This window comes from Advenella mandrilli (genome assembly GCF_016595155.1).
Classification (GTDB): domain Bacteria; phylum Pseudomonadota; class Gammaproteobacteria; order Burkholderiales; family Burkholderiaceae_B; genus Advenella; species Advenella mandrilli.
Genome location: NZ_JAENGP010000007.1, coordinates 26,418 through 52,745 on the forward strand (window position 1 = coordinate 26,418; position 26,328 = coordinate 52,745).

The window sequence follows — 26,328 nt, forward strand, 5'->3', positions numbered from 1 at the left end:
AAAACCTTTTACAGGAAATCTTGAATGAGCGATATTAAACGTACCAATGTGGGTGCCCGATTGTCTGATATGGCTGTCTATAATGGGGTTGCCTACCTGGCTGGGCAAGTTCCCAATGACGTTTCACAGGATATGGAAGGCCAAACCGCCCAGGTGTTGGCAATCATCGATGATTTGCTGGCACAGGCAGGCACTAGCAAGGAAAGAATTTTAATGGCGCAAATTTATGTGGCCAATATTGCCGAATTTCCGGCTATGAATAAGGTATGGGATCAGTGGGTTTCCAAAGAAAATGCTCCACCACGCGCAACGGTGGAAGCCCGCTTGGGTAACCCTGATTACAAGGTTGAGATTATTGTTACCGCCGCGCTGTAAATAGCCGCGCTGTACTCGTTTTACTTGCTCCCATGTCTCAAGTGGGGATGCCTATTTCACAACCACGCATAAAGCGTGCCGCCCACTTCGGCGGCCTGCGCCAGTTGTTTGGCAGACAGGGTTTTGGGGGCCAGGATTTCTTCTTTGGTCTGGCTCGCGGTATTCAATATGATGGGGGGCACCTTTTCGTTAAGACGCCAGCCGGTGCAAATGCGTTGCAGCTGCCGCAGTGCGCCCTGGCCGTCTGAGCCGGCGGTAATAATGGCGCTGTATGGTCGTCCTTCTACCTTGTCCAGCAAGTCATAATAAAAACGGTCAAAAAATTCTTTCATCGCACCACTTAGGCTGGCCAGGTTTTCGGGGGCACAAAACAGGTAGGCGTTTGCCTGCAAAAGCTGGTCCAGCGTTACCTCATTGGCGTGCACCATAATGATTTCATCTTGCTGGTCCAGCTCCTGGCGGATTTTGCAGGCGCTGTCATGGGCGGCCTGTGCCGCCAGCCTGGCGGCATGGGTGCGAGAATGCCAGATGATTAATAGCGTTTTTGTATTTGCGTCCATAGTTTCGGCCTGTACAATACGGGGTGTCCCATTTGATTTCTTATTATATTTTTAACCATGATTCACATGATACCCGATAGTGATAATAAAAACGCCCTTGACGAAGCATGGCTGGACTCGGTGTGTGATGACCTGGGGGCTGAAGATCGGCAACAGCTTGAAAAGGCGGTAGACTGGGTCATGCAAAACATGGCCGGTCAGGTTCTTGCAACCGGTGAACCCGCGCTTGGGCATGCTGCGGGGGTGGTCAGGATTTTATCCCTGTTGCAGGTAGATGCCACCACCATGGTGTCGGGTCTTATTGCGGCAAGGCCTTCAAAACAGGAAGCTGCGTCAGAAAAAAACTATAAAAACGACATTATCAATCAGTTTGGGCTTGAAGTATTTAATCTGGTCCAGGGTTCACGCGAGCTGGTTAAAATTGGTGAGGTGGCCCGTAATGCAGGGGCTGCAGGCAACCAGGAAAACGCCAGTAGTGCCAACCAGCAGGAAATGCTGCGGAAAATGTTGCTGGCCATGGCGACTGATTTACGAATTGTCCTGGTGCGCCTGGCTTCACGTTTGCAAACCTTGCGCTGGTTTGCCGAAACCAAGAAACCGTGCCCGGCCGCTATTTCTATTGAAACCCGTGATGTGTATGCGCCACTGGCCAATCGTCTGGGTATCTGGCAAATCAAGTGGGAAATGGAAGACCTTTCTTTCCGGTTTCTAGAGCCCGAGGTATACAAGGATATTGCCAGAAAACTGGAAAGTCGCCGTGTGGAACGTGAAAGTCATGTGGCCGCAACCGTTAAGGATATTCGGGATTCGCTGCAGGAAATGGGCATTAAGGCCGATGTAGCCGGTCGTGCCAAGCATATTTACAGCATTTACAACAAAATGCGCAATAAAAAGCTTGAGTTCGACCAGTTGTACGATTTGCAGGCCTTGCGTATTATTGTGGATACTGAACGTGATTGCTATACCGCCTTGTCCTTGGTGCATGCCAAGTGGACGCCGGTTATGGATGAATACGATGATTACATTGCCCATCCCAAACCCAACGGTTACCGTTCCCTTCATACCGTGGTAATGGGCGATGATGGCCGCGCTTTTGAAGTGCAAATCCGTACCCAACCAATGCACCAGTTTGCCGAATATGGCATGGCGGCGCACTGGCGTTACAAAGAGGCTGGGGTAAAAGGCGGGCAGGTGGCCGCTTCCAGCCTGTATGATCGCCAGGTTTCCTGGATGCGCCAATTGCTGTCATGGCGCAAAGAAGTAGGCATTGCCGAAAAAGAAGAAAAAAAATCCATAGAAGAAAATGGTGCCGATCAGGCCGGGCTAGAGCGTAAAAAAGCCGAATTGAAAAAAACCGGTGAACAGCTTGAGCAAATGAAAGAGGAAGAAAGGCATGAGCGCATTTATGTGCTGACGCCACAGGCCAGGGTTATTGAGCTGGCCGAAGGCAGTACCCCGGTTGATTTTGCCTATCACCTGCATACAGACCTGGGACACCGTTGCCGGGGTGCCAAGGTAGATGGTCAGATGGTGGCGCTTAACACCAAACTGAAAACCGGCCAGACGGTTGAGGTGATTGCCGCCAAATCGGGCGGGCCTTCCCGTGACTGGCTGAATTCGCAATTGGGTTATTTGGCCAGCCCCAGGGCCCGGGCCAAGGTACGGCTATGGTTTAATGCCATTGAATTGCAAAAACGCATTACCAACGGGCAAGAGCAGGTTGAGAAAGAATTGCAGCGCTTGGGTAAAACGGCCGTTAATCAAGAACAACTGGCCGAAAAACTGGGTTTTGCCCGTGCCGATGACCTGTATGTGGCCGTGGCCAAAGATGAGTTCAGCTTGCGCGCTATTGCATCGGCCTTTGCCGAGCCTGTGGCAGAGGCCGGTTCAGAAGATAAAATCACGGTGGCGCGTCAAACCAATACTGGCCATACTGGCAAAAGCGGTGTGTTGGTGGTAGGGGTAGATTCCCTTATGACCCAGCTGGCCCGCTGTTGCCACCCGGCACCGCCTGATGCTATCGAGGGTTTTGTAACCCGTGGCCGGGGGGTGTCCATTCACCGGCAGGATTGCACGTCATTTGCTGTGCTAAAGCATAAAAATCCCGAAAGGGTGATTGATGTTGCCTGGGGCAATACCGAAGCCGCGGTTTATCCGGTTAATATTGCCGTGCATGCCCAGGACCGCAATGGCCTGCTGCGGGATATCTCAGAAACCTTTTCCAAACTCAAGCTCAAGGTGGTGGGGGTGAATACGCAAAGCAAGCGTTCGCTGGCGCATATGCACTTTACCATCGAGATCCAGAATGGCGAACAACTGTCCCGGGCGTTGCAAGCCTTATTGGAAGTCCCGGGGGTAATGTCTGCGTCCCGCTGCTAAATTGGGTAAAATGGTTGTTAAATAAAATAACTGAATGCGCTGCAGGAGGCGTTTTGAAACCCTATAATTACCCAGATGAAAAAGGCCATTTTGGCCGGTTTGGTGGTATTTTTGTTGCCGAAACATTAATGCATGCCATTAAAGAACTGAACGACGCTTACGAAAAATACCGGAATGATCCCGATTTCGTTGCCGAATATAATTATGAGTTGGCTCATTTTGTGGGTCGTCCCAGTCCGGTTTATCACGCCAAACGCTGGTCAGAGCTCCTGGGTGGTGCCCAGATCTGGCTCAAGCGCGAAGACCTGAATCATACTGGTGCACATAAAATCAATAACTGTATTGGCCAAATACTTCTGGCCCGTAAAATGGGTAAAACCCGCATCATTGCCGAAACCGGCGCCGGCCAGCATGGTGTGGCCACGGCAACCGTTGCGGCCCGTTACGGCCTTGAATGCGTGGTTTATATGGGGGCCGAAGACGTCCGCCGCCAGGCACTTAATGTTTATCGCATGAAGCTGCTGGGTGCTACCGTGGTGCCAGTTGAATCGGGTTCAAAAACACTTAAAGATGCCCTGAACGAAGCCATGCGCGACTGGGTTACCAATATTGATGACACTTTCTACATTATTGGTACGGTTGCCGGCCCGCATCCTTATCCGGCCATGGTTCGTGACTTCCAAAAAATTATTGGCGAAGAGTGTCTGCAGCAAATGCCTCAGCACACCGGCCGTCAGCCAGACTGCGTGGTTGCCTGCGTGGGTGGTGGCTCCAATGCCATGGGTATTTTCTATCCCTATATTCCCCACGAAGACGTCAAACTGATTGGTGTTGAAGCCGCTGGCGAGGGTCTGGATACTCCACGTAACGCCGCCTCTATTAATGCAGGCCAGGTCGGTGTGTTGCATGGCAACCGTACCTTTGTGATGCAAAATGAAGATGGCCAGGTGCAGGAAACCCATTCCATTTCCGCCGGCCTCGATTACCCCGGCGTGGGCCCCGAGCATGCCTGGTTAAGTGAAATTGGCCGTGTTTCCTATGAAAGCGCCAACGATGCACAGGCGCTGCAGGCATTTCATGATTGCTGTCGCTTTGAAGGCATTATTCCCGCGCTTGAATCCTCCCACGCCCTGGCTTATGCGGCCCGGCTGGCGCCCACCTTGCCTGCCGACAAGATTATTCTGGTCAACCTGTCAGGCCGTGGCGATAAAGACATTCATACTGTAGCTGAATTTAGCGGAATCGAGCTGTAAAGGAAAACAATAATGGCTTTAAAAAGAATAGACAATGCATTTGCAAAGGCTGGGCAACGCGCAGCCCTCATTCCCTACATCACCACCGGAGACCCCAGTCCGCAAGCCACACTGGCATTAATGCACAGTCTGGCAGAGGCGGGGGCTGACATTATCGAACTGGGTGTGCCGTTTTCCGATCCCATGGCCGATGGCCCGGTTATCCAGCGTGCCGCTGAACGGGCCATTGCCAAGGGTGTTGGCCTGCCACGGGTTCTGGAGCTGGTGGCCGAGTTCCGCAAGCTTAATAACGAAACACCGGTTGTGTTAATGGGGTATGCCAACCCTATTGAAGCCATGGGGCGTGCTATTTTTGCGGAAAAAGCCGGTGCTGCGGGTGTGGATGGTGTATTGGTGGTAGACTATCCGCCCGAGGAATTTGATGAATTTACCGGGCTTTTAAAAGCGCAGGGCATTTCCCCGATATTTTTATTGGCGCCCACGTCTACCGAAGAGCGTATTAAAACAGTGGGCAACATCGCCGAAGGCTATGTGTATTATGTGTCTTTGCGTGGCGTAACCGGTTCTGGTGCCTTAGATATTGAAGATGTGCAGCAACGCGTGCTGGCCATCAAGAAACACGTAAAAATACCGGTGGGTGTCGGTTTTGGCATTCGTGATGCCGAAAGTGCCGCCAAAATTGCCCAAGTGGCCGATGCGGTTGTGATTGGCAGTAAAATCATCGAAACCATGGAACAGGCCATCGTCGGCAAGCCCGAAGATCAGGTCACCGACGTGGCCGTTGCTTCAGCAAGCACGTGGCTTAAAGGCGTACGTGAAGCGCTGGACAAGGTTCAAAACAAGGATAAATAATGAGTTGGCTTGATAAAATTCTCCCTCCCCGTATCAACAAGAAAGCCGATTCGGGTTCACGGCGTGTTCCTGAGGGTGTATGGGTTAAATGCCCCTCTTGCGAAACGGCCCTGTATAAGGAAGATCTGGTACGGGCCCTGAACGTTTGCCCCAAGTGCGACCATCATATGCGTCTGGCTTCGCGTGCGCGTATAAATTCCCTGCTTGATGAAGAAGGGCGGGTTGAAATTGGTAATAACATCCGTTCAACCGACCCCCTGAAATTCAAGGACAGCCGCAAGTACCCCGAGCGTCTGGCCGAAGCCGTGAAACTAACCGACGAGACCGATGCCCTGGTGGTGGTTAGCGGGGCGATTATGTCCCTGCCGGTTACGCTTGCCTGTTTTGAATTCAACTTCATGGGCGGTTCAATGGGTTCAGTGGTCGGAGAGCGTTTTGTGCGCGGTGTGCAAGCCGCCATCGAGAACCGTACCCCGTTTATTTGCGTGTCTGCTTCGGGTGGGGCACGGATGCAGGAAAGTCTGTTTTCACTCATGCAAATGGCTAAAACCAATGCCATGCTTACCCGGCTTTCTGCCGAAGGCTTGCCTTTTATCAGTGTACTCACTGATCCCACCATGGGTGGGGTATCGGCCAGTTTTGCCTTTATGGGTGATGTGGTTATTGCCGAGCCCAAGGCCCTTATTGGTTTTGCAGGCCCACGGGTGATTGAGCAAACCGTGCGCGAACAGTTGCCCGAAGGCTTCCAGCGTGCTGAATTCCTGCTAGAAAAAGGGGCGGTGGATATGGTGGTTAAACGCCATGACTTACGTGAAGAACTGGCCCGCTTAATGGCTTTGTTAACCCGTCAGTCCAACGAAGCCCTGTCTGCATAAACCCGCTTGACGAGCCTTATTGTGGTTGGTTAACAACAAATTGCCTTATTAAGCGAACAAGCCCGGCTGTGCCTGCATGGCCGGGCTTGTTCGCTTAAAAAAGATGATATTGTCGCAATGGCTGATAGAATAATGGCAATTTAATCATTCATGTCAAAAATAAAATGTCGGCCGATTCTTTTAATCTTGAAAATTCACTTACCTATAAACTGCATTCCCTAGCCAAGTTAATTGACAGGCATGCAGACTATGCGGACATTGAGCACGCCTGTATTTCTTTTGCCGAGGGCAGGGTGCTGGCCGTGATTGGTTTTAATAAAATGCTGTCAGTGGTGCAGGTAGCCAAAAAAGCCAACCTTGATAAAAGCCAGGGCAGCCGGGCGGTGGTCTCTTTGGTGGGCAAGGGCCTGATAGAAAAGCGCCAGCAAAAACAGGATGCCCGGGCCTTTGATTTATCCCTGACAGAAAAAGGAAGGCTGGTGTATGAGGAAGTGGTAAGCTTGATTACGCACCGCAATGAAATTGCGATGAAGACATTATCGGCAGAAGAACAACAAAATTTAATTAATTTAATGAATAAAATCCAGCACAATCTGGAAAATAATTAACGCAAATCAAAAAAAACTTGAAAATGGTTGTGTTTGCAACTAAAATTGCTTGCAAGTGCAATTACTTCTACGTATTGCATAGTTTTTACAAACATAAATTAAATATTTTCCATTCATGGAGACATTATGCATACGCCTGTTACTGTTCCGCGTAAATCCCTGTATCACGAATACACCGTTTACCCACACACCTTTCCGTCTGATCCTGCCCAGTCCAATGGTATTGTTACCATTGTAGGCGGGGGGCCGATTGGTCTGGTTGCCTCGCTTATCCTGGCCAAACATGGCATTAAAAATATAGTGCTTTTATCCGAGCAGCAGGTATCCGAAGGAAGTCGCGGTCTGGTCTATACCCGCCGTTCCATGGAGATTCTCAAGGTAGCCGGTGTTGCCGATCGCATTATGGAAAAGGCCCTGTCCTGGACCAGTGGCAATTCTTTTTATCATGGCGAGCGCGTTTTCCGTATGGAGACGCCGGTTGATCCCCAGGACAGCTATCCGCCCCTGAACAATCTGCAGCAAAACTACCTGGAAACCTATCTGGTTGAAGAAGCCGCCAAACAGCCCCTGATTGAATTGCGCTGGGGCAACCATTTGACCTCATGCTCGCAAGATGACAATGAGGTGACCCTGGTGGTGGATACGCCCGAAGGCGAATACACTTACAAAACCCCATGGCTGATTGCCGCCGACGGGGCCCGCTCAGGCGTACGCCAAAGTATGGAACTGGGTATGGAAGGCAATAGCTATGAAGGGCGTTTTGTGATTGTGGATATCCGCATTGATCTGCCTTTGCCTACCGAGCGCCTGGCTTATTTTTCACCCGACTGGAACCCTGGTAATACCATTTTGCTGCACAAAGAGCCCGATAATATCTGGCGTTTTGACTATCAATTGCCCGCCCATGTCTCTAACGAAGAGGCGCTGGATCTGCAAAACATTACCAACTCGGTTAATGCCCAGCTGAAAATGATGGGATACGAAGACAAGCAATGGGAACTGGACTGGTATTCGGTCTATTCCGCCCGTGCCCTTACTTTGCCCGATTATGTGCACAACCGTATTTTGTTTGCTGGTGATTCTGCTCATATGCTACCCATCTTTGGTGTGCGTGGGGCCAATACCGGTTTTCAGGATGTGATGGATTTATGCTGGAAACTGGTGGCCACCATTAAAGGTTGGGGCTCTTCTTATTTGCTTAATTCTTATACCAGTGACCGTGTTGGTGCCGCGATGGAAATTATTGATGAAGCGGGTAAAAGCACCCGTTTCATGGCACCGCCCACCGACGGCTTCCGTTTGCTGCGTGATGCCACGCTGTCCCTGTCCCTGAAGCACGAATTCGTTAGGCCACTGTTCCACTGGAGAACTTCCCGTGCTCATGTGTACCGTTCTTCTCCGGTTAACAGTATTGGCGATGATAACCAGGACATGATCCCGGAATTGGATAATGGCGCGCCTATACCTAACCTGAAGTTGTCTGGTGAACCGTATCTGTACGATGAACTGGGCCTGGACTTCAATATTATTTACTTTGGCAACGAAGCAAGCCTGCCCGATTCATTGCAAAATGAAGTCAATGAACTCAGGGCCCAGAGTGTGCCTGTCAAGGTGATTGTCCTGTCTTCTGAAAACACGGTTACCGCCGGTGCCGACAAAACCTTCAAGGTCGATGCGCAATTGTTGCAAACCCGCTATGGGGCAAGCCAGGGCCAGGTTTATCTGGTGCGTCCCGATCATCATATTTGCGGTCGCTGGAAGCAATACGTATCGGGTTCCCTGGAAAATGCGTTCCAGAAATTCATTAAAAAATCTGCCTGAGGAGGAAGAAGAAATGAGTATTGATGTCCAAAGCCTTGAAAAAGTTTACGATAACCTGTCATTTGCCATTGACAAGTTACCCGAAGAAAAACGCAGCCTGTTTCTGACCAAACTGGTTTTATTGTTAAGTAATGAAATTAAAGATGGTGAAAAAATTTGCAGCCTTATTCATGAGGCGCTGGTTTTTGAAGCATAAATAAATAGTTTGGCGTGCCGCCTGTCCAACCGGTTCCAAGGTTGGACAGGCGGTGTTGTTTTGATTGGGTTGACTTCATGTTTGCTGATCTGGGCTTAAGCTTAAGTAATATCCAGGCAGGCAAGATCTGGTTGGGCCCGCCGGTTTACTCGAGGAAGTGATTGAACCAGCCAGGATGGTTTATGCCAATAAAACAATTTTTTATAAATATAACTATAAAAATAACCCAAAATTGTTGTAGCTTGTGAGTAAAATCCAGCACAATATGTTAAATAATTAACTTACATCAAAAAAAACTTGAATATAGTTGTTTTCACAACTAAAATGGTTGTAAGTGCAAGCAAATAAATGCATGACATTATTAAAAAATCATAAAACTGATCGCATTGAAAAATGGAGACATCTGCAAACGCCAGTTACTGGAAGCGTTGTCGCTGTTTATGCTGGACAGGTTTAGTTTGCTACCACTTGGGCGCTGACTCAGGTGCTGTTAATGGAAACTTCTTATTTATTCCAAGGAAGGAGATAAAATGTTTAAAACTATCAATAAAGTATTCGTGGTGGGTATGCTGGGTGTGGCGGGCGTGGCTCACGCTGCCTGGCCCGAGCAGCCGGTCCGCTGGGTGGTGCCTTATCCTGCCGGTGGCGGTACCGATGTAATCGCCCGTACGGTGGCGATTGAACTTGAAAAAGAACTGGGGCAAACACTGGTCATTGAAAACAAACCGGGGGGTGGTACCAGCATTGGTGCCACAACAGTAGCCAATTCCGATCCCAATGGTTATGTGCTGGGTACGGCTGACTCGGGTACTTTGGCCTATAACCCGTCCTTATATAAAAAATTAACCTATGATCCTGCCAAGTTCACTTATATTGGCGGTTTGGCAAGGTTCCCGCTGGTGCTGGCCGTACCTGCCGATTCTCCTTACCAAACTTTGGCAGAGTTGATTGAAGCGGCTAAAAAAGAACCAGGCAAGTTGTCTGCCAGTTCAGCAGGGGCTGGCTCTCCGCACCATCTGGCACTGGAACGCTTCAAACAAACAACAGGTACTGATATTCTTCACGTGCCATACCGTGGCGCTGCCCCTGCCTTGCAGGATTTGATTGGCAAGCGCGTTGACCTGATGTTCGCCGATCTGGGTTCAGGCTTAAGCAATATTCAGGCAGGTAAAGTGCGTGTGCTGGCGGTGGCGGTACCCGAGCGCTTAAGCGCGGTATTGCCTGATGCGCCAACAATGAACGAAGCTGGCGTGGATGATTTTGTGGCCTATGCATGGCAAGGTTTGGTAGGCCCTGAAAACCTGCCAGAAGAAGTGGTCAGTAAAGTATCAAATGACTTGCAAAAAGTGCTTGCCAATGAAGAACTCAAACAGAAAATTCATGGCATGGGCATTGAAGTCATGCCCATGAACGCTGAAGAGTTCAAGGCGTATTCCGACAAGGAACGCGCTGATTGGGCCAAAGTGATTGAAGCGGGTAATATTACACTGGATTAATTGGATAGCTGGTTTGTTCAGCTGCTAAAAAGCGGCAGGTATTTTTGGATACCTGCCGTTTTTTATTTGGAAAATAGTTGTTTTATGCGATAGAAATCCCGGGCTTATGATATTAAGTCGCCAAGCCACCTGATGCTGACAGTATTTTAATTGATTTTTACACTATATTTTTATAGATAATCCAGTTATATTGGATTATCTATAAAAATATAGTGTATTTCATATCATGAAAGTTATAAATCTTAAAAATGCCTTGCCAGCCTCATTAATTGCACACGATCAGCTTGCGTACCTGCTGGGGAAGTCTGTGCGCAATGTGAATGACAAAATTGCCAATTTGGTTAACAACGGTGATTTGGTTCGGCTTAAAAAAGGTTTTTATGTTTTTTCAAAAGAATACCGAAACCAATCTTTAGATCTTATTGCTATCGCCAATGGGCTTTATGCTCCTTCCTATGTATCTTTTGAATATGCCTTAAGCCTGTATGGCATGATTCCTGAAAGAGTCAGCGAAATCACCTCTGCCACCATTAAAAACAACAAGCTGTTTGTAACCCCGGTTGGTCGGTTCAGCTATAAAAAAATACCTTTGCAGGCTTATGCTTTAGGTGTTGATTGGCGTTACGACAAAATAGAAGGTGGTAGATTTATCGCTACTGCAGAAAAAGCCTTATGTGACAAAATAAAATATACCAAAGGTATTGGCACTTTAAACCAAGCCCAAATGCTTGAATTTCTGAATGATGATTTGCGTTTGGATTTGCTTAACTCTTTGGATATTGAATTGATTGTCGCCATTGCTGCCGCCTATAAATCCAAAAACCTGAAAACCCTGGCTGTACTTCTTAAAAAAGGAAAATTATGAGTTACCCCGCATTGGTAAAAATGCTTGAGAGGGTAAGTTATGTTTTGACCGGCACGCACAAAAAAAACGGCAGGTATTTAAAATACCTGCCGTTTTTCTATCTGGAAGCAAGAAACTATTTTTTGGTTTCTATTATTTCCAGCGGTGTTTCAGCAATTTTAGGTGCTGCTTTACGGGCGCGCCCAAGTGGTTTGGCTGGAACGGGGGGCTGGCTGCTTGGTGGCAGATCAGATTTGGTTTCAACCCATTGTAAACCGACATTTGAAACGATTTGCTCAAGTGAGGCAGCCGCGCTTGCGGTGCTTTCCTGAGGCTGGCTGCTGTTAACAGGGGTTTGGGCCTGGGTTGCCGTCGTGCTGGTATCGGCAGCCGCTGTTACGGTTTCCTGTTGTGCAGGCGCTTCAGTTACAGGGCTGGATACATTTCCTGCGCCAGTTTGGACTGGTGTAATGTCCTGTTCTGGTGTTTGGGCCAGCTCAGCCGCAGCGGGTGTTGCAATCGCTGTTTCTGCCGTTTCTGGTATGACAGCGGTTTCGACATTGGCTGTGACCACTTCTGCCGGAGTTTCAGCGGGTGCTACGACTTCAGTGGAAGCTGATGCTGCACTAACACTAATAGCGGGTGTGGCTTGTTCGGCAATAATCGCCGGTTCTGCTGGTGTTGCAACCGGGGTGCTGGCCTGGACAACGGTTTCAGCCGGTTTGGCAGCGGCAACCGTTTCAGGGCCTGTGTCAGCGGTGACAATAACGGGCACAGGGGTTTCTGCCGTGTTATTCGCTTCGCTTGCCAGTAAAACCTCATTGGGCACAAAAGCAGCGGGTGCTGATGTGTTTTCTGTGGTTCCCTGTTCGTCGGTTGGACGACGGGTACGACGGCTGCGACGGCGTGGGCGACGGCGTTTGTTTGGATCAATGGCTTCACCGGTTTCCTCGTCGAATACTGCTGTGCCTTCTGCCTGATCTTCATTGTCAGCGTCTTCGGCGTCTTCAGTGGCGGGGTGGGCTGCCATTGTAGCGACCACAGTGGTTGCCGCAGTTTTGACGCTTGTGCTGACGGTTTCCTGGATAGCATCCGCGTCGGGTTTTACCCGGGCAGGACGCTGCTTGGCAGGCGTTTCGGCAGCTGTGCTTTCTGAATTGTCGCTATCCTGGGGCAGGGTTTGATCAACGGCTTCAGTATTGCTGTCACGACGGCTGTTACTGCGTGAACGACTGCGTCGGCTGCGTGAACGTGAGCTGGTTTCTTCGGTAGACTGGCCGGCATCGGTGTTGGTAACGGTTTCTGCCGGTGTGGCCTTAGCGTCACGTTCTTTGTTGCGACTGTCCTGGGCGCGGGGTTTGGCCGTACGTGGCGTGCGGCGTTTTTCCTCTTCCGTTTCAGTGCCTTCGGCGCGTTTTTCAGGGGTACGGCGGTTGCGGTTGGTATTGCGCTCATTGCGCTGGCCGGTTCTGCCACGATTGGCCTGGCGGGGCTTCTCTTCTTTTTGCGGCTCGGCTTCAGGGGTGGCGGCTTTATCACCGGCAAACCAGCTAAGCAGGCGCTTGAACAAACCCGGCTGGGCGGTGTTTAAGGGCTCTGTTTTGGGGGCAGGAATCACGGGTGCGGGCTGGTCACGGGAAATGCCTTTGACCAGGGCTTCAGGGCGTTCGTTATGAACGGCTTTTTCGGTGCTGGACTCCCAGGTTACCGTGGTGCTGGGCTGTTCGATCAGGTCTATGCTGGTTTTGGGCTCATCAAGACGGTTGTCATCGTAACGAATGCGTTCGATATGATGATGAGGAGTTTCCAAGTGTTTGTTTGGAATAAGCACCACATTGATTTTAAGGCGGGACTCCATTTTGACAATGTCGGACCGCTTTTCATTCATTAGGTAAGTGGCCACTTCTACGGGCAACTGTACATGCAGGGCCGCTGTGTTGTCTTTCATGGCCTCTTCCTGCAACAGGCGCAGAATGTTCAGGGCGCTGGATTCCACATCACGGATAACACCCGTGCCGTTACAGCGCGGGCAGGTAATATGAGAGCCTTCATTAAGAGACGGGCGCAGGCGCTGGCGTGACAGTTCCATGAGGCCAAAACGCGAGATTTTGCCCATTTGGACACGAGCACGGTCAAAGTGCAGGGCGTCACGCAGTTTCTGTTCAATCGCGCGCTGGTTCTTGCTGTCTTCCATATCGATGAAGTCGATAACAATCAAGCCCCCCAAGTCACGCAGGCGCAGTTGGCGGGCCGCTTCTTCGGCCGCTTCAAGGTTGGTGCGCAGGGCGGTTTCTTCAATGTCGGTGCCACGGGTGGAGCGGGCGGAGTTGACGTCGATGGCAACCAGGGCTTCGGTGTGATCAATAACAATCGCACCGCCTGAAGGGAGTTGAACCGTACGGGAATAGGCGGTTTCAATCTGGTGTTCGATCTGGAAGCGGGAGAACAGGGGGATATCGTCATGGTAGCGCTTGACGCGACTGACGTTATCGGGCATGACGTCTTTCATGAAGGCGACAGCCTGTTCGGTAATGGTATCGGTGTCTATGAGGATTTCGCTGATATCGGGAGAGAAATAGTCACGAATAGCGCGAATCACCAGGCTGGATTCCTGATAGATAAGTACCGGTGCGGGATATTCTTTGGCAGCCGAATCAATGGCATTCCAGAGTTGCAGCAGGTATTTCAGGTCCCATTCCAGCTCGGGAACCGAGCGGCCGATGCCTGCCGTGCGGGCGATCATGCTCATGCCGGCGGGCAAGTTAAGCTGGTCCATGGCTTCACGCAGTTCCTGGCGCTCCTCACCTTCGATGCGGCGTGAAACACCGCCGCCACGCGGGTTGTTGGGCATTAAAACCAGATAACGGCCAGCCAGTGAAATAAAGGTGGTCAGGGCTGCGCCTTTGTTGCCACGTTCTTCTTTTTCAACCTGGATGATGAGTTCCTGGCCTTCGCTTAAGGCATCCTGAATGCGGGCACCCCGGACATCGACCCCTTCCTTGAAGTAGCTGCGGGCCACTTCCTTGAAAGGCAGGAAGCCGTGACGGTCATGGCCATAGTTGACAAAGCAGGCTTCAAGCCCGGGTTCGATCCGGGTGATGACGGCTTTGTAAATACTGCCTTTGCGTTGTTCCCGGCCGGCTGTTTCGATGTCGATGTCGATGAGTTTTTGCCCATCTACAATCGCGACGCGTAGTTCTTCTTGGTGCGTCGCATTAAATAACATGCGTTTCATTTTAAGGTATTCTCCGTTTAACTAATGCAACGGACATCGTATGCATTAACCACAGAGTTACTTGAGTGCGAATGAAAGGGCAAAATGAACGCGCGCGGGTACTCCGCGCATGTATACGCTTGTTTGACGGGGGTGGTCCCTTGATTGGAAACAGGATAGGACCCAGTCTGCAGATAATTGATATTTATTGGTAAATTCAATTTTTATAAACTTCTGTGTATATGCCAGACGGCGGATAGACAATGCCAGTCTGGAATAAAAATTAGGCGTTTTTTATTCATTCATTCGTACAGCAAACGGACTAAGAGGCATTTTTGTGGGCAGATGATTTTCCTGCCGCATTAATAACAAAACAGTAAGCGTTGCCCGTTTGGTGACCAGTAACCCTGAAGCGGGTGAGAAATACAGGCACGGCTGTTTGATAGTAGCAGTACAATGTAATTTTTAACGATTTGGCGGAAACAGCTTTTTTTAGCTTCTCTACGCCCAATCTTCCCACACCATTCTTCATATGGTGATGGAATTATAGAGCTCTTTTGTGTATGTGGAAACAAACTTCTGATAATAATTCATCTTTTTCTGTAAGAGTGGTCACGATTGACGTCGAAGCGGCTGATCAGCGTATCGATAATTTCCTGATCCGGGTGTGCAAAGGAGTGCCCAAAAGTCATCTTTATAAGGCAATCCGCAGTGGGCAGGTACGGGTTAATAAAGGACGTATCCAGGCCGAGTATCGTTTGCAAACGGGAGATCAGGTGCGTATTCCGCCGTTGCGTACGGCCGAACCCGAGGTTCCTCGCAAAGTGCCGGGTGCCGAGTTTCCGGTGGTTTATGAAGATGACGCCCTGCTGGTTATTGACAAGCCTGCCGGTGTGGCCGTGCATGGGGGGAGTGGAGTATCATTCGGGGTGATCGAACAATTGCGTGCGGCCCGGCCCGACGCCCGCTTCCTGGAGCTGGCGCACCGCCTGGACAAGGAAACCTCGGGTTTGCTCATGATTGCCAAAAAACGCTCGGCCCTGGTGGCCCTGCATGAAACCATGCGCGAAGCGCGGGGGCGCAAGCAATATCTGGCCCTGGTATGCGGAGACTGGGTTAATGACCGGCAGCATGTCAAATTGCCGCTAACCAAATACCTCACCCCGGGCGGAGAGCGTCGGGTCCGGGTTGATAAGGAAGGGCGTTTTGCCCATACTATCGTGACTGGTGTGCAACGGTTCGGGAAATATACGCTGGTGGGCGCTGAATTGCGAACCGGTCGGACCCATCAAATCCGGGTGCATCTGGCGGCCAGCGGTTTTCCAATTGTTGGTGATGAAAAATACGGCAAGGACGATGTCCGGGATTATTTTTCCCGGCAGGGTTTCAAACGTATGTTTTTACATGCGCATCGGCTTCAGGTACCGCACCCCATTAGTGGGGAGACCATAGAGTTTGAAGCCCCGTTGCCGGCGGCCTGTCTGCAAATCCTGAAAAAACTGGAACAACAAATTTAATATTTATAGGTTGGAAATATATTATGCGGTATTCATTGGTTGTATTTGACTGGGATGGGACGGTGATTGATTCCACCCAGTCTATTGTGCAGGCCATACAGTCGGCCTGCAGGGATCTGGGGCTCGAGGTTCCCCCTGCGGCGCAGGCCAGATGGGTAATTGGCCTGTCGCTGGAAAGCGCCCTGTATAAAGTGGTGCCAACCTTAACGGCCGAGCTTTTGCCCGAATTTATTCGTCGCTACAAATTCCATTATTTTACCCGTGACCCCGATTTATGTCTTTTTGAGGGTATTACCACGCTTTTCGACGAGCTGCGCGACAATGGGGTTACGTTGGCCGTGGCGACCGGCAAAAGCAGGGTGGGGCTTGACAGGGTACTAGAGCAGAAGAAACTGGGGCATTATTTTGCCGCCACCCGTACGGCTGATGAAACCTTTAGCAAGCCGCACCCGCAAATGCTTAATGAGCTTATGGAAACCCTGGTGGTTCCTGCCGAAGAAACCGTCATGATTGGTGATACCTCGCATGATATCCTGATGGCGCATAATGCCGGTGTTGAAAGCATTGCGGTTACTTACGGTGCGCATAGCCTGCGTGAGCTTAATGAAAGCAGGCCTACCCGCATTGTCGATGACGTGACCGGTCTTGCGGGCCTGTTGCAAATGCATTGTAAAAATAATGGAAGCCGGGCACTTTCCTGAGTCCGGCAAGGAAACAAGATGAAAACCTGGAAAGCCGAAAGCATAGACCGGATTCAGCCCCTTATTTTTATTTTGGGGTTATTCCCGCTAGTTCGCTGGTTTTATCTGGATAGTATTGGCGGCATGACGGCAGAGCCCGCTGCATTTTTTGCCCGGTCCAGCGGGCAGTGGGCCCTGGCCATGTTGTGCCTGACACTGGCTGTTACACCCATTCGGCAAATGCTGGGGCAGCCGGCCTTGTTGCGCTGGCGCAGAACGCTTGGCCTGTATGCGTTCTTTTATGCTTTTTTGCACATGATTGCCTGGCTCTGGCTTGATCGCAAGCTCAGCTTTCCATTCATGCTCAAAGATCTGGCCGAGCGTCCGTATATTTTGCTGGGCATGTTGTCTTTTGCCATCCTGTGTGTGCTGGCGGCCACTTCGCGTCAAAAATCCATTCGCAAACTGGGGCGTAATTGGCAGCGTTTGCATCGTGCCGTGTATGTGGTGGGCATACTGCTTATTATTCATTTCTGGAAAATGCTCCCGGAAGGGCAAAGCCTGGTGGCGCCTGTTGTATTTACGCTAGTCATGGCCTTTTTGCTGTTTTGGCGGGTGGTGAATGCGCTAATGGTGCGCCGTAAGGTGCAGGCAATTGTTGATTCAGTCGGTAATACGTCTGGCCCCGGCCGGCATTCCTGATAAAAAAGCGTACTGGTATGGAAGGGAGTGGGTCATGTTGCAGGCAGATTTATTTCGTTTGGCTGCCAGATGGCTGCGGGGTTTGTTGGGTGCATTTGGCCTGTTAATGCTGCTGGCCTGCTCCCGGCCGGAATACGCGGTCGATGAATCTTTTACCGCAACAGGGCAAGATAGTCGGGTGCGGTTTATTGTTTTGCACTATACCTCTGAAAATAATGCCGATTCATTACGGATTCTTACCCAAAACAGGGTCAGTGCCCACTATCTGCTAACGGCCGGAAAGACGCCTGTTTTGTATCGTCTGGTCGATGAAGATCGCAGGGCCTGGCACGCTGGCATCAGCCAATGGTATGGCTATAAAAATCTTAATGCCATGTCTATTGGTATCGAGGTGGTTAATCTGGGGCCATTGGATGCGCAAAAAACACAGTGGGATGTTTATTCGCCCGAGCAAATAGAATTGCTGGCGGCCTTGCTGCGCGACTTGGCGCAGCGTCATCAGGTCAAGGCAAGGCATATTGTGGGCCATAGCGATATTGCGCCGCAGCGTAAAATTGATCCCGGCCCCCTGTTTCCCTGGGAAGCATTGGCCAGACAGGGTATAGGACGCTGGTATGAAGAAAGCCGTGTCCGGCAATACGAGGCCCGCTTTGCGGCAGAAGGCTTGCCAAACTTGTTGTGGTTTCAGGAAAAACTGCGGCGCATTGGCTATGAGGTGGAATTCGGGTCCGATGCACAAGCAGCAACCAGCCGGGTGTTGCGGGCGTTCCAGATGCATTACCGCCCGCAGCGTTACGATGGCCAGCCCGATATTCAAACGGCGGCGATCCTGATGGATTTGGCCGCGCAGGAAGACAGCTAGCCGGCATAAACCCTTAACTGGCCAAAAACAGGAAAAGGGTGGGTTTTTTATCCAGTTCGGGGGCGGAGCCGGCTTTCCATTGGGTAATGGTTTTGGTTTTGATCCATTCTTCTTGCGTGGTCACCGAACGTGCAATACATAAGCGGGTGTCGGGGCGCAGCGAGTTCAGTAAAGACTCAAACATGGCGGCATTACGGTAGGGGGTTTCTATAAATAGCTGGGTTTGTTGCAGTTTGACCGATTCGGCCTCCCAGGCTTTTAGTTGTTTGGCGCGTTCGGCGGGGTTGACTGGCGCGTAACCATGAAAGGTAAAGCGTTGTCCGTCCAGGCCACTGGCCATTAGTCCCAGTAAAATAGAAGAAGGCCCTACCCATGGGATGACGCGAATGTCCATTTTGTGGGCAGCCATGACAACCTTGGCACCAGGGTCGGCAACCGCGGGGCAGCCGGCTTCGGAAACCAGGCCAACTTCGGCGTCAGGGCCGGCATCAGTTAGCCATTGCCTGATTTCCCCGGCTGTTGTTTTTGCACCAAGGGTATGAATGGTAATTTCCTGCAAGGGGCTTTGGGTGCCTACCAACTTCAGGAAAGCGCGGGCGGTTTTGGCATTTTCGGCGATATAACAGGTAAGTCGGGAGGCCAGTGCCTGGGTGTCGGCAGGTAGCCATGAGGAAGTGGGGGCTTCGCCCAAGCCAACGGGAATCAGGTGTAAGGTCTTAGTCATGGTGCTGGTTTTCCTGGGCTGACAAGGTAGGGTTGATGCCAAATGAACGAAGCATCCGGGCCAGGGTAATTAAAGGCAGGCCAATAATAGCGGTGGGGTCCTCGCTTTCCATTTTGTCCATTAATGTGATGCCCAGTCCTTCGGCTTTCGCGCTGCCAGCGGTGTCAAAGGGTTTTTCAATTTCAAGATAGTGTACAATTTCAGCATCGCTTAGTTCCCTGAAGTAACAGCGCGTAATAATATCGGCGGTTTCAGTTTTGCGGCCGTCGGTAACGGCCAGTGCGCTATGAAATTCTACGCAATGGCCCGACAATGCCTGCAGTTGTTTTTTTGCTGCCTCAAAGTTGCCGGGTTTGCCAATGGGGGTGCCATCAAGTGTGGCAACCTGGTCTGAGCCAATAATGACGCTATTCGGGTTGTTTTTCGCAATGGCCAGCGCTTTTTCAACCGAAAGGCGCAAGGCTAGCTGGGCTGGCGTTTCGCCTGGTTGCGGGGTTTCATCAATGTCCGGAGAAATCGTTTCAAACGAGATGCAGAATCTTTCCAGCATTTCTTTTCTGTAGCGGGAAGATGACGCAAGAATAAGACGGGAAGCATGGTTTGCCATTGTTTTAATTGACCAAATGATAAATAACGGGTTATTATCCTACGTTTCCCGATATTTGTGCAAACCTTGAATCAAGCAATGCAGGAAATAAGGAACAGGCAGGGACATGATTAGCGAAAAAGGCCAAACTGATGGCTCGGCTGAAAAAAGCCAAGCTGAAAGCTCAGCGGAAAAAAGCCGGGCTGAAGGCCATGCAGGTTCAGGTAAGGGCCTTTTTATTGATTCCCTTGATTTTGTGCGCCGGGCCGGTGAAGTACACGGCAAGACACCTTTAGGTGCCTTTTTACGGCTTACCCAAGATTTGCCTGAGCAATTAACAGATGAAAGCGGTATGGTTGTCTGGTCACTGAAAGGTGAGCGAAGTGCACGTGGCAAACGTTTGTTGCATTTGCGTGTGCAGGCCAGTCCGCAGCTTGTCTGTCAGCGTTGTCTTGGATTGTTCAAGTTTGACGTAAATCATGAGTCAGAGCTGGAATTGGTTACTTCCGAAGCCGATCTGCACAGTGATTTATCTGAATCGGGCGAAGTAGAGGAATCTCTTGACGAGAAAATTCTTGCTTCCCGGCACATGAGTGTGCTCGATTTGGTTGAAGACGATTTGATTTTAAGCCTACCCTATGTGCCACGGCACGACAGCTGTCCCGCACAGGCAACGATGCCCGACGATGAGCTTGAAAAGCCTTCTTCGCCATTCGCGGTGCTGGAACAGTTTAAAAAGCGGTAATTTTTATAGTTTATAGTTTTTAGTTTGTATTACTTATATTTAATACAACATTTTTTGGAGTCATCATGGCTGTTCAACAAAACAAAAAGTCACCTTCAAGACGCGGTATGCGCCGTTCACACGATTCTTTAACTTCACCAGCTACTGCAATCGAATCAACCACAGGCGAATTGCACTTGCGTCACCATATCAGTCCTAACGGTATCTATCGTGGCCGTAAAGTTCTGAAAACAAAAAACGACGAATAATCGGTTAAGTTGAGAATATGGCCGCGCCGTTGTTGGGCGTGGCCTGTTTATTACTATCGTGGTACGTATTGCTATAGATTGCATGGGCGGTGATGTCGGCCTGCCCGTGACTGTTCCTGCTGCTGTGCAAGTTGCACAGCGGTACGCTGACACGCATTTTCTGTTAACTGGCGTTCCTGAACAAATAGAACAGGCTCTCAGGCAAGCAAATCCGGGCGACCTCAGTCGTTTTGAAATTGTTCCCGCTTCTGAAGTGGTGGCAATGGATGATTCGGTTGAGGTCGCTTTGCGTCGTAAAAAAGATTCTTCCATGCGGGTTGGCGTTAACCTGGTTAAAGAGAAAAGGGCCGATGCACTTGTTTCTGCAGGTAATACCGGTGCTTTAATGGCTATTTCACGTTATGTGTTAAAAACCATGGAAGGCATAGACCGGCCAGCCATTGCCACTGCCATACCTAACCAGAAAGGTGGCGCAACCACCATGCTGGATCTGGGGGCCAATGTCGACTGTTCAGCCCAGCACCTGCTGGAATTTGCCATTATGGGTGTGGCGCTGTGCGAAGCCATTGACAATATCCAGAATCCAACCGTTGGCCTGCTTAATATTGGTGAAGAGTCTATCAAAGGCAATGAAGTTGTCAAAGAAGCTGCTGCCCTGCTGCAATGCAGTGGCCTGAATTTTTATGGCAACGTCGAAGGTGATGATATTTTCAAAGGCACCAGTAATATTGTGGTGTGCGACGGTTTTGTGGGTAATGTGGTGCTTAAGTCGGTCGAAGGCCTGGCAAAAATGATTGCGACCATGTTAAAGCAGGAATTTACCCGAAATTATCTTACAATGGCAGCAGGTTTGTTTGCCCGTCCGGTGCTTAACCGTTTCCGTCATCGCGTGGATAATCGCAATTATAATGGCGCTGCCTTGCTGGGCTTGCGTGGTATTGTGTTCAAAAGTCATGGTTCGGCCGATATTTTTGCCTATACCAAGGCCATTGAGCGGGCGCGTGGTGCAGTAGCCAGGGGTTTGCTTGAAAAAACCGCCACAGCGGTAACGCAGATCACTCAAAAAATAGACCGGAATAATGCTGAAAATACCACCGAACAGAAATAAAAAATATAAAACGCTGTGTCTGCTTCTTGAATCCAGGCATGGCCTAAGGAGTTGGTCATGAGTTTTGCAAAAATTATAGGTTCGGGCAGTTATTTGCCGGAAAACTGTGTTACTAACGACCAGTTGGCGGCCAAACTGGCAGAAAAAGGGGTGGAAACCTCCAATGAATGGATCGTGACACGTACCGGCATCAGCCAGCGTCATCTGGCCAGTGATAATGAAAAAACCAGTGATCTGGCCGTTATTGCTGCCCAGCGTGCCATTGAAGATGCCGGGATCGATGCCGCTGACATCGACCTGATTATCGTGGCCACCTCCACACCCGATTTCATCTTTCCCAGTACGGCATGTATTGTGCAGTCCCGCCTGGGTATCAAGGGTGGTGCCGCTTTCGATCTTCAGGCTGTATGTAGCGGCTTTGTTTATGCACTGGCAACGGCAGACAGTTTCATTAAGGCCAACAATGCAAAATGTGCACTGGTTATCGGTGCTGAAACCTTTTCCCGTATTTTAGACTGGAATGATCGTGGTACTTGCGTGCTGTTTGGCGATGGTGCCGGTGCAGTGCTGCTCCAGGCTTCCGAAAAACCCGGTATTATGGCTACCCAGCTTAATGCCGACGGTTCCCTTAATACCATTCTGAATACCCCCGGGCGTATCGAGAACGGGGTGGTAACCGGTGATCCGTTCCTGCGCATGGATGGCCAGGCCGTTTTCAAGCAGGCCGTTACCGTCCTTGAGAAATCCGCCCATCAGGTTTGTGAAAAAGCGGGTGTCTCACTAGATGACATAGATTGGATGGTTCCTCATCAGGCCAATATCCGCATTATCAATTATCTGGGTCGCAAACTGGGCCTGCCTACTGAAAAAATCGTGACGACCGTTGCTGAACATGCCAATACATCGGCAGCCAGCGTGCCCCTGGCCTTTGACGCCGCCCGCAAGGACGGACGTATCAAGGCAGGTGACTGCGTGCTGATGCAGGGCGTTGGTGGTGGTTTCACCTGGGGTTCCGCATTGGTACGCCTGTAAATAAATCTTAAGAGACAAACCAAGATGAAAATTGCTTTTGTATTTCCGGGTCAGGGTTCACAAACCGTAGGCATGCTTAATAGCTGGGCCGAAAACCAGACCGTCACGCAAGTTATCGAACGGGCCTCAGCAGCGCTGAACCAGGATCTGGCCACGCTGATTGCCGAAGGTCCGGCTGAACAGCTCAATTTAACCACCAACACCCAGCCTGTCATGCTGGCGGCCAGTTATGCCATGTATCAGGCTTATATTCAGGCCGGTGGTCCGCAGGCCGCGTTAATGGCCGGCCATAGCCTGGGTGAATATTCCGCCTTGGCGGCTGCCGGTTCCTTTTCGCTTGAAGACGCGGTGCGTCTGGTAAGGGTAAGGGCCGATGCCATGCAGGCTGCTGTACCTGTGGGTACGGGTGGTATGGCTGCTATTTTGGGCCTTGATGACGACACCGTGCGCAAGGTGTGTGCCGATGCGGCCCAAGGTGAAGTGGTAGAGGCGGTTAACTTCAATGCGCCTGCACAAGTCGTTATTGCCGGCCATAAGGCAGCGGTTGAGCGCGCCTGTAATCTGGCTAAACAGGCCGGTGCCAAACGTGCCTTGCCTTTACCTGTTTCCGCGCCTTTTCATGCTAGTCTGCTTAAGCCGGCTGCCCTTGTTTTGGAAAATGCCCTGTCTGGTATTACAATGGCGATGCCCTCTGTCGATGTTATTAATAACGTTGATGTGGCAGTGGCCGCAACACCCGAAGCTATTCGTGATGCGCTGGTGCGCCAGGCCTGGCATCCGGTGCGTTGGGTGGAAACCATTCTTGCCATGAAACAACAGGGCGTAACCCATGTTGTCGAATGTGGTCCGGGCAAGGTATTAAGTGGTCTGGTGAAACGAATCGAGCCTGAAATGACAGGGATCTCCATGTATGATCCCGCGTCCATGCAGGCTGCCCTGGAAATTTTGAAGGGATAAGGAATAAAAATATGTCTGAAGTAAAAGAATTAACGGGTCAGGTTGCCCTGGTTACCGGTGCAACACGGGGGTTGGGCAAGGCCATTGCGCTTGAGCTGGCCAAACGTGGTGCCACCGTTATTGGTACGGCAACGTCAGAAGCCGGCGCACAAGGCATAAACGCCGAATTGTCCGGCTTTGGCGGTCGGGGCGTGGTGCTTGATGTCACCAATGCCGCTTCCTGCGATGCGTTGCTGGCAGAGCTGGCCAAAGAAGGGGCTCCCCATATTTTGGTTAATAATGCCGGCATCACGCGCGATGGTCTGGCCATGCGCATGAAAGATGAAGACTGGTCTGCCGTCATGGATACCAACCTGGGTTCGGTTTTCCGCATGTCACGTGGCGTTCTCAAAGCCATGATGAAAGCACGTTCAGGCCGTATCATTAATGTGACGTCGGTGGTTGGCTCGAGTGGTAACCCTGGTCAGGCCAATTATGCGGCTGCCAAAGCCGGTGTTGCGGGCATGAGCCGGGCGCTGGCTCGTGAACTGGGTAGCCGTAATATTACCGTTAACTGTGTCGCACCGGGCTTTATTGATACCGACATGACCCGTGCCCTGGGAGAATCGCAAACCACCGCTTTGTTGGGTCAGATTCCCTTGGGACGTCTTGGTCAGCCCGAAGACGTAGCCAATGCGGTGGCGTTTCTGGCCAGTCCTGCGGCTGCTTATATTACGGGTACAACCCTGCATGTAAATGGCGGCATGTATATGCAGTAGTGCTGTTTTTTAGCACGTTTTAGGGTAGTACAAAGAATTTATTTGTCTTGTTTGTCTTTTTTTAAAGCAAAAAGATTTATTTTTAATAAAATGCACAGTAAGCAGTACGCGCATTTTAACTTTTTAGATGGTATTTTGGTTTTATAAGTTTTTTAATACTTATTTGCTAAAATAATTTTTTTTTGTCAAAAATAGCCTTTTGCACTTTATAAGCATTTGGCTATAATTCGCGGGATTCATTCCCTTTGGAGAGTTAAATGGATAGCATCGAACAACGCGTCAAGAAGATTGTCGCAGAACAGCTTGGCGTTAATGAAGCTGAAATCAAAAACGAGTCTTCTTTTCTTGACGATCTAGGTGCCGATTCACTGGATATGGTTGAGCTGGTAATGGCTCTGGAAGACGAGTTCGAAACAGAGATTCCTGACGAAGAAGCAGAAAAAATCACGACCGTTCAGCAAGCTGTTGATTACATCAACAAAAATAAAGCTTAATGTAGCCGTTCCAGCCATTGATCCATTCAGGGTCAATGGCCGGTTGATGCAAAAGCGCTTGGGAAAGCGTTGTGTCTGGTAGTCTGTTGCTTGTCAGGCTATATTGCATTATGGTTTTCCCAAGCGTTTTGTTGTTGATGGCAATAGGCCAAAGCAATCATTCGATTCATTTAAATACAAATTAAGGTAGGAGTCTTCTGTGAAAAGACGTGTCGTAATTACTGGCTTGGGTATTGTTTCCCCGGTAGGCAATTCAATTGATACAGCCTGGGATAATATCATCAACGGACGTTCCGGAATTGGTCGCATTACCCGGTTTGATGCTTCAGGCTTCAATTCACAGATTGCCGGTGAGGTCAGGGATTTTGACTTGACCCAATATATGTCTGCCAAAGAGGGCAAGCAAATGGATACCTTTATCCATTACGGCATTGCCGCCAGTATTGATGCCTGGCGTGACTCCGGTCTGGATATTAACAAAGAAAATGCCGAGCGCATTGGTGTGATTGTCAGTTCGGGTATTGGTGGTTTACATCGTATCGAAGACACCCAAACCGAATACCTGGCAAAGGGGCCGCGTCGCATTTCCCCGTTCTTTGTGCCTGCTTCACTCATTAACCTTATTTCCGGCCATCTTACCATTATGCTTGGCCTGAAAGGCCCCAGCTACGCAGTCGTGTCGGCCTGCACAACTGGCCTGCATTCCATTGGTGATGCTGCCCGTCTGATTGAATACGGTGATGCCGACGTGATGCTTGCCGGTGGTGCCGAGGCAACCGTTTCGCCGTTGGGTATTGGCGGTTTTGCCGCCATGCGTGCGCTTTCTACCCGTAACGACGATCCTGAAACCGCTTCACGCCCCTGGGACACCGAGCGTGATGGTTTTGTGTTGGGTGAAGGGGCAGGGGTACTGGTTCTTGAAGAATACGAACATGCCAAAAAACGCGGAGCCCGCATTTATGGCGAATTTACCGGCTATGGCATGAGCTCCGACGCGCACCACATTACCGCTCCCGATAGCGATGGCCCGCGTCGTGGTATTATCAACGCCCTGAATAATGCAAAAATCAACCCTGATCAGGTTGATTACGTGAATGCACATGGTACATCAACACCGCTGGGCGACCAGAACGAAACCAATGCGCTTAAACTGGCTTTGGGCGATCACGCCTATAAAACCGTCGTCAACTCCACCAAGTCCATGACCGGACATTTGCTGGGGGCAGCAGGCGGTATCGAAGCCGTCTTCACGACCTTGGCAGTGCATCATCAAATATCTCCGCCAACCATTAATATTTTCAATCAGGATCCGGGCTGTGACCTTGATTACTGCGCCAACCAGGCTCGTGAAATGAAAATAGAATACGCACTGTCCAACTCGTTTGGTTTTGGTGGTACAAACGGTTCAATGGTTGTGAAACGGGTTTGATTTGTCATCTTCC

Annotated in this window: 26 protein-coding genes; 22 read left to right on the forward strand and 4 right to left on the reverse strand. The window is 50.3% G+C overall.

Translation table 11 applies throughout. The annotated features are described in order from the left end of the window. Positions 1 to 24 precede the first annotated feature (24 nt). Positions 25 to 375, forward strand: a complete 351-nt coding sequence (locus JHL22_RS07045; protein WP_200235389.1) for a RidA family protein — start codon at positions 25 to 27, stop codon at positions 373 to 375. A 56-nt stretch (positions 376 to 431) separates the two neighbouring features. Here the strand turns inward: JHL22_RS07045 and JHL22_RS07050 are convergent, their stop codons facing one another. Next, positions 432 to 935 carry a flavodoxin family protein gene (locus JHL22_RS07050; protein ID WP_200235391.1) on the reverse strand — a complete coding sequence of 168 codons (504 nt, stop codon included), beginning with the start codon at positions 933 to 935 and terminating at the stop codon, positions 432 to 434. 57 nt (positions 936 to 992) lie between these two features. Here JHL22_RS07050 and JHL22_RS07055 point away from each other — a divergent pair, with 57 nt between their 5' ends. From JHL22_RS07055 to JHL22_RS07095, 9 genes are all read left to right on the forward strand, one after another. Beyond that, positions 993 to 3,314 (forward strand): RelA/SpoT family protein, encoded by a 2,322-nt coding sequence (locus JHL22_RS07055; RefSeq protein WP_200235393.1) that lies wholly within the window; start codon positions 993 to 995, stop codon positions 3,312 to 3,314. A 53-nt stretch (positions 3,315 to 3,367) separates the two neighbouring features. After that, on the forward strand, positions 3,368 to 4,567 hold the full coding sequence (gene trpB / locus JHL22_RS07060; RefSeq protein WP_200235395.1) for a tryptophan synthase subunit beta: 1,200 nt from the start codon (positions 3,368 to 3,370) through the stop codon (positions 4,565 to 4,567). 9 nt (positions 4,568 to 4,576) lie between these two features. Beyond that, positions 4,577 to 5,419 carry a tryptophan synthase subunit alpha gene (gene trpA / locus JHL22_RS07065; protein WP_407926765.1) on the forward strand — a complete coding sequence of 281 codons (843 nt, stop codon included), beginning with the start codon at positions 4,577 to 4,579 and terminating at the stop codon, positions 5,417 to 5,419. Beyond that, entirely contained in the window at positions 5,419 to 6,294 is an 876-nt protein-coding gene (accD, locus tag JHL22_RS07070; protein WP_200235399.1) for an acetyl-CoA carboxylase, carboxyltransferase subunit beta, read from the forward strand. The genes trpA and accD overlap by 1 nt, the downstream gene beginning before the upstream one ends. Before the next feature lie 164 nt (positions 6,295 to 6,458). Further along, entirely contained in the window at positions 6,459 to 6,902 is a 444-nt protein-coding gene (locus JHL22_RS07075) for a MarR family winged helix-turn-helix transcriptional regulator (protein ID WP_200235402.1), read from the forward strand. A gap of 126 nt (positions 6,903 to 7,028) precedes the next feature. After that, positions 7,029 to 8,723 (forward strand): FAD-dependent monooxygenase, encoded by a 1,695-nt coding sequence (locus JHL22_RS07080; RefSeq protein WP_200235404.1) that lies wholly within the window; start codon positions 7,029 to 7,031, stop codon positions 8,721 to 8,723. Between the two features lie 13 nt (positions 8,724 to 8,736). Then, positions 8,737 to 8,919, forward strand: coding sequence for a DUF2783 domain-containing protein (locus JHL22_RS07085; protein ID WP_200235406.1), 183 nt, complete (start codon positions 8,737 to 8,739; stop codon positions 8,917 to 8,919). A 530-nt stretch (positions 8,920 to 9,449) separates the two neighbouring features. Continuing rightward, the gene (locus JHL22_RS07090; RefSeq protein WP_200235408.1) at positions 9,450 to 10,415 is read left to right on the forward strand and encodes a Bug family tripartite tricarboxylate transporter substrate binding protein; all 966 of its coding nucleotides are present in this window, start codon (positions 9,450 to 9,452) and stop codon (positions 10,413 to 10,415) included. A gap of 226 nt (positions 10,416 to 10,641) precedes the next feature. Next, entirely contained in the window at positions 10,642 to 11,280 is a 639-nt protein-coding gene (locus JHL22_RS07095) for a type IV toxin-antitoxin system AbiEi family antitoxin domain-containing protein (RefSeq protein WP_200235410.1), read from the forward strand. A gap of 115 nt (positions 11,281 to 11,395) precedes the next feature. Here the strand turns inward: JHL22_RS07095 and JHL22_RS07100 are convergent, their stop codons facing one another. Continuing rightward, the gene (locus JHL22_RS07100; RefSeq protein WP_200235412.1) at positions 11,396 to 14,494 is read right to left on the reverse strand and encodes an Rne/Rng family ribonuclease; all 3,099 of its coding nucleotides are present in this window, start codon (positions 14,492 to 14,494) and stop codon (positions 11,396 to 11,398) included. 542 nt (positions 14,495 to 15,036) lie between these two features. On the opposite strand from JHL22_RS07100, the gene JHL22_RS07105 reads away from it, so the two are divergent. The 4 genes from JHL22_RS07105 (at position 15,037) to JHL22_RS07120 (ending at position 18,234) form a co-directional block, all read left to right on the forward strand. Continuing rightward, positions 15,037 to 15,990, forward strand: coding sequence for an RluA family pseudouridine synthase (locus tag JHL22_RS07105; RefSeq protein ID WP_200235414.1), 954 nt, complete (start codon positions 15,037 to 15,039; stop codon positions 15,988 to 15,990). A gap of 23 nt (positions 15,991 to 16,013) precedes the next feature. Further along, complete coding sequence (locus tag JHL22_RS07110) at positions 16,014 to 16,691, forward strand: HAD-IIIA family hydrolase (RefSeq protein WP_200235416.1); 678 nt, start codon at positions 16,014 to 16,016, stop codon at positions 16,689 to 16,691. Positions 16,692 to 16,709: 18 nt separating this feature from the next. Further along, positions 16,710 to 17,372 (forward strand): protein-methionine-sulfoxide reductase heme-binding subunit MsrQ, encoded by a 663-nt coding sequence (msrQ, locus tag JHL22_RS07115; RefSeq protein ID WP_200235418.1) that lies wholly within the window; start codon positions 16,710 to 16,712, stop codon positions 17,370 to 17,372. 106 nt (positions 17,373 to 17,478) lie between these two features. Beyond that, the gene (locus JHL22_RS07120) at positions 17,479 to 18,234 is read left to right on the forward strand and encodes an N-acetylmuramoyl-L-alanine amidase (RefSeq protein ID WP_407926766.1); all 756 of its coding nucleotides are present in this window, start codon (positions 17,479 to 17,481) and stop codon (positions 18,232 to 18,234) included. Positions 18,235 to 18,247: 13 nt separating this feature from the next. Here JHL22_RS07120 and JHL22_RS07125 read toward each other — a convergent pair whose 3' ends face one another. Further along, complete coding sequence (locus JHL22_RS07125; RefSeq protein WP_200235420.1) at positions 18,248 to 18,958, reverse strand: SAM-dependent methyltransferase; 711 nt, start codon at positions 18,956 to 18,958, stop codon at positions 18,248 to 18,250. Continuing rightward, entirely contained in the window at positions 18,951 to 19,565 is a 615-nt protein-coding gene (locus JHL22_RS07130) for a Maf family nucleotide pyrophosphatase (protein WP_200235422.1), read from the reverse strand. The genes JHL22_RS07125 and JHL22_RS07130 overlap by 8 nt, the downstream gene beginning before the upstream one ends. A 106-nt stretch (positions 19,566 to 19,671) precedes the next feature. Here JHL22_RS07130 and JHL22_RS07135 point away from each other — a divergent pair, with 106 nt between their 5' ends. From JHL22_RS07135 to fabF, 8 genes are all read left to right on the forward strand, one after another. Then, entirely contained in the window at positions 19,672 to 20,289 is a 618-nt protein-coding gene (locus JHL22_RS07135; protein ID WP_200235424.1) for a YceD family protein, read from the forward strand. Between the two features lie 65 nt (positions 20,290 to 20,354). Beyond that, positions 20,355 to 20,537 carry a 50S ribosomal protein L32 gene (gene rpmF, locus JHL22_RS07140; protein WP_200235426.1) on the forward strand — a complete coding sequence of 61 codons (183 nt, stop codon included), beginning with the start codon at positions 20,355 to 20,357 and terminating at the stop codon, positions 20,535 to 20,537. Positions 20,538 to 20,595: 58 nt separating this feature from the next. Beyond that, the gene (gene plsX, locus JHL22_RS07145; protein WP_200235428.1) at positions 20,596 to 21,645 is read left to right on the forward strand and encodes a phosphate acyltransferase PlsX; all 1,050 of its coding nucleotides are present in this window, start codon (positions 20,596 to 20,598) and stop codon (positions 21,643 to 21,645) included. A gap of 57 nt (positions 21,646 to 21,702) precedes the next feature. Then, positions 21,703 to 22,677, forward strand: coding sequence for a beta-ketoacyl-ACP synthase III (locus JHL22_RS07150; protein WP_200235430.1), 975 nt, complete (start codon positions 21,703 to 21,705; stop codon positions 22,675 to 22,677). Positions 22,678 to 22,701: 24 nt separating this feature from the next. Beyond that, the gene (fabD, locus tag JHL22_RS07155) at positions 22,702 to 23,634 is read left to right on the forward strand and encodes an ACP S-malonyltransferase (protein WP_200235432.1); all 933 of its coding nucleotides are present in this window, start codon (positions 22,702 to 22,704) and stop codon (positions 23,632 to 23,634) included. An 11-nt stretch (positions 23,635 to 23,645) separates the two neighbouring features. After that, a complete protein-coding gene (gene fabG / locus JHL22_RS07160; protein ID WP_200235434.1) occupies positions 23,646 to 24,392 on the forward strand; it encodes a 3-oxoacyl-ACP reductase FabG in 747 nt (248 codons plus the stop codon). Positions 24,393 to 24,649: 257 nt separating this feature from the next. Further along, the gene (gene acpP / locus JHL22_RS07165; RefSeq protein WP_200235436.1) at positions 24,650 to 24,886 is read left to right on the forward strand and encodes an acyl carrier protein; all 237 of its coding nucleotides are present in this window, start codon (positions 24,650 to 24,652) and stop codon (positions 24,884 to 24,886) included. Between the two features lie 199 nt (positions 24,887 to 25,085). Then, positions 25,086 to 26,315, forward strand: coding sequence for a beta-ketoacyl-ACP synthase II (fabF, locus tag JHL22_RS07170; protein ID WP_200235438.1), 1,230 nt, complete (start codon positions 25,086 to 25,088; stop codon positions 26,313 to 26,315). The last annotated feature ends 13 nt before the right edge of the window (positions 26,316 to 26,328 follow it).